This is a genomic window from Neisseria sp. N95_16 (assembly GCF_002551535.2).
GTDB classification, from domain to species: Bacteria; Pseudomonadota; Gammaproteobacteria; order Burkholderiales; family Neisseriaceae; genus Neisseria; species Neisseria brasiliensis.
The window spans coordinates 1-4,175 of the sequence record NZ_PDBT02000118.1; the positions used below are offsets into that span (position 1 = coordinate 1).

Consider the following 4,175-nt stretch of genomic DNA (forward strand, 5'->3'; position numbering starts at 1 on the left):
ATTGCTACTCGCTATGAGAAATTAGCTCGTAATTTTAAATCGATGCTTTACTTGGCTTGCTCTATTATTCATGCTAAGTTAAATTGAGGACACGCCCTAAAAAAAATAAAATATATTCTGATGGCTATATTTTTTATTTTTATCATTTTTAATTTTAAGACCAGTTTTAAATCAGATTATAGATTTGATACAAAAGAAAAGTTAGATAATATTCAAAAAGAAATAGGTATGATTTTAGAAAAAAATGCTATTTTATCTGAACATGTGGGTGGAAGAGCGGGAAGGAGATTAATTGTTAGTTTGGATGCTAAATATATTAACGAAGAACAGATTAAAGAAAATTTAAATTTGAAAGGATTTAAAGAAATTGCACCTGATATATTTTGCAGAGGAGAAGAAAGTATTGAAATAATAGTTAACCAGGATGATAGTTTTTTATATTGGCTTTATCCTGATAACCAATCTTGCCAATAAGCAAGCACAGAATGGACACTTGCCGCCCACATCGCCTAATTTATGTTTCTTTTATTCATAAATAAGTCATGCCGTCTGAAAAATCTTAAATCTTTCAGACGGCCTTTTCTTATTCTATCCGCGTAGACATAAATGCCTGTTCCAGAATCATTTATGGTTGCTATAATTTGTCCATACTGCGTTACTGCCAAGTTTCAAAGGCCTTGTTGCCCCCGTACTCACCCCCCCCGGCGGCTACATTGCTGATATCCCCAAAGGCAATCTGAAAACCGAAATCGAAAAGCTGGCCAAACAGCCCGAGTATGCCTACCTGAAACAGCTTCAGACGGCCAAAAACGTCGATTGGAAACAGGTACAGCTTGTCTACGATAAATGGAATTACAAACAAGAAGGACTCACAGGTGCCGGAGCCGCCATTATCGCCCTCGCAGTAGCCGCCGCAACCGGCGGAGTCGGTGCCGGTTTGATTGGCGCAGCACAGGGAACCGCATCGGCAGCGGCGGCCAATGCAGCATTTACCTCACTAGCCACCCAGGCTTCCATTTCACTGATCAACAACAAAGGCAACGTCGGCAAAACCCTGAAAGAACTGGGCAGAAGCCGCACGGTGCAAAACCTGGTTGCAGCCGCTGCCACCGCAGGCGTATCCAACAAAATCGGTGCGTCTGCTTTAGCCAATGTCAGCGATACGCAGTGGGTCAACAACATGACCGTGAACCTTGCCGATGCGGGCAGTGCCGCGCTGATTAACACCGCCGTTAACGGCGGCAGCCTGAAAGACAATCTGGAGGTGAATATTCTTGCGGCTTTGGTGAATACCGCACATGGGGAGGTGGCGAGCAAAATCAAAACAACCTTCAGTGACGATTATATTGCCAAACAATTTGCCCACGCTTTGGCAGGATGTGCTGCTGTGGTGGCGAATAAGGGTAAGTGTCAGGACGGTGCCATCGGCGCAGCCGTGGGTGAGATTGTTGGGGAGGCTTTGGTTAAAAATACCGATTTTAACGGTATGACCCCGGAACAATTAGATCTGGAAGTTAAGAAAATTACCGCCTATGCCAAACTTGCGGCAGGTACAGTTGCAGGCGTAACGGGAGGAGATGTCAATACTGCTGCACAAACCGCACAAAACGCGGTAGAAAATAATGCGGTTAAAGTTGTTGTAACTGCAGCAAAAGTGGTTTATAAGGTAGCCAGAAAAGGATTAAAAAACGGGAAAATCAATGTTAGAGATTTAAAACAGACGTTGAAAGACGAAGGTTATAATTTAGCCGACAACCTAATCACCTTATCCGACGGAACATTGGATTGGAACGACGCCAAAGCCGTTATTGATATTGTCGTCGGAACAGAGCTGAATCGCGCTAATAAAGGGGAGGCGGCACAGAAGGTTAAGGAAGTTTTAGAAAAAAATCGTCCTTATATCCCTAATAAAGGCGCAGTACCTAATATGAGTACATACATGAAAAATAATCCTTTTGGAAAGCAATTGTCTCAAATTTCGGAAAAGACAACGCTTCCGACGCAGCAAGGGCAGTCTGTCTTCTTGGTGAAAAGAAACCAAGGGTTATTAAAAACCGGTGATAGGTTTTATTTAGATGCCCAACATAAAAATCATTTAGAGGTTTTTGATAAAAATGGGAACTTTAAGTTTGTTCTAAATATGGATGGTTCGCTTAACCAAATGAAAACTGGGGCAGCAAAAGGTCGTAAATTAAACTTAAAATAGGAAATTTTATGGAAACATTGAATGATATAAAAAAAATCTTGATTAATGTGGGGCTTTATCAAGGGTTTGATTTGACAGATCCAAAAGTATCAGAAGAAGTTAATCATGAAACAGCTAATATGAAATGGATTAAAGATTATACTTCAGACGGGAATTGGGATAATGAATTTAAGGAGGATTTAAAAAACTTTTTAGATTATATGGAAGTATGCCAATTAGCCCTAAACGATAAAAATTTCAAAATTGCCAGTAATGCTTTATTTATGGCTATGATTTACGCAGGTAATCTATCTCTTATATTTGATTCAATAAAAACTGATATATCAACATTATTGAGTGCTGAGTATAAAAAGAATAGTTTTTCATGGCCATCTCTTGATGAATAGAAAGTTTCGTATGTATATGTTTTCTATAGAAACAAACTAAAAAATTAGCCCGCGTAGGTACGGTTAGCCGCCATAAGCGGCGTAACCGTGCGCAAACCCTCAACAGCCGCTCCCGTCTCCCTGATCAACAACAAAGGCAACGTCGGCAAAACCCTGAAGGAACTGGGCAGAAGTCGCACAGTGAAAAATCTGGTTGTAGCGGCGGCAACGGCAGGCGTATCCAACAAACTCGGTGCCTCTTCCCTTGCCACTTGGAGCGAAACCCCTTGGGTAAACAACCTCAACGTCAACCTGGCCAATGCGGGCAGTGCCGCGCTGATCAACACCGCTGTTAACGGCGGCAGCCTGAAAGACAATCTGGAGGCAAATATCCTGGCGGCATTGGTGAATACCGCGCATGGGGAGGCAGCCAGTAAGATTAAGCAATTGGATCAGCACTATATCGCCCACAAAGTTGCCCATGCCGTAGCAGGCTGTGCAGCAGCGACGGCGAATAAGGGTAAGTGTCAGGACGGTGCGATTGGCGCAGCTGTGGGTGAGATTGTCGGGGAGGCTTTGGTTAACGGTAAAAACCCTGCTGCCTTAACGGCCAAAGAGCGCGAACAGATTCTGGCATACAGCAAACTGGTTGCCGGTACGGTAAGCGGTGTGGCGGGCGGCGATGTCGATGCCGCGGCCAATACAGCTAAAGTTGCTGTTGAAAATAATTTATTTGGCGGATCTTATGGAAGCCACAAAGCAAAAAAGAATGAAGAAGAGTTAAAGAAAACGAATCCCAAAGCTTATGAAGAATTAAAACAATATCAAATGCATGTATTTAACGAAGCAGCTGGCATGTTATTCACTCCCTATGGGGGAGCCAACGATTTTTCAAAAGCAGATACCTTAAGTTCAAAAGCATTTGCATTAGCTTCATTTATTCCAGGAGAAAAAATACTTGCAAAAGGTTATAAAGGCGCAAAAGCTTTGTTTGAAAAAGCTGCTAATTTGTACAAAAGAGGAAATTTTGAAGATGCTTACTCCACAATGAAGCAAGGTGTTAGGGAACTTAAAGAAGCTGATGCTCTTTATGCCATTACGCCTGAAGGTGGCCGTGTAAAAATCTCCCAAGATAAAATGCCTGACCATGCCTATGCTTCTCGTGGCAGTACTAGTAAAAATAAAGATCTTTATATTGGTTCTAAGAGTGTAAATCAGGAAAGATTCCATAGGGTAATAAAACCAGCGATTTTAAAACTTGCCGATAAGAATGAATATACAAAAAAGGTTGGTACTAATCCAGATATTAGTATAGAAAAGCAAGCTGTAGCCTGCATGAAACCTAAAATCCATGTGTAAGGTGTGTGCTTCAGCACGCACGCGTTCCATGATTTACGGCTCAATGCCGTCTGAAAAGCTCACAATTTTTCAGACGGCATTTGTTATGCAAGTAAATATTCAGATTCTCTGTATACTGTTCAGACGCATGAGTGCTGAAGACACCTCCTACGCTTGCTGCAGAACTTTCGGGTAAAACCGGTGTGAGCATTAGCGCACCGTATGCCAATGAAAACAGCCGCATCCTGCTCAGCACCACGGATATC

The 4,175-nt window shown here is 42.3% G+C and carries 2 protein-coding genes and 3 pseudogenes; all 5 read left to right on the forward strand.

What is annotated here, in order from left to right; translation table 11 throughout:
* Positions 1-87, forward strand: a pseudogene (locus CRG49_RS12395) (IS5/IS1182 family transposase); the annotation flags it as partial.
* 33 nt (positions 88-120) lie between these two features.
* The gene (locus tag CRG49_RS12400) at positions 121-474 is read left to right on the forward strand and encodes a hypothetical protein (RefSeq protein WP_095501655.1); all 354 of its coding nucleotides are present in this window, start codon (positions 121-123) and stop codon (positions 472-474) included.
* Between the two features lie 169 nt (positions 475-643).
* Positions 644-2,206: pseudogene (locus tag CRG49_RS12405) on the forward strand (DUF637 domain-containing protein); the annotation flags it as partial.
* A gap of 8 nt (positions 2,207-2,214) precedes the next feature.
* Complete coding sequence (locus tag CRG49_RS12410) at positions 2,215-2,592, forward strand: hypothetical protein (RefSeq protein ID WP_095501653.1); 378 nt, start codon at positions 2,215-2,217, stop codon at positions 2,590-2,592.
* A gap of 108 nt (positions 2,593-2,700) precedes the next feature.
* Positions 2,701-3,930 (forward strand): annotated as a pseudogene (locus CRG49_RS13640) (DUF637 domain-containing protein); the annotation flags it as partial.
* Positions 3,931-4,175 lie beyond the last annotated feature (245 nt).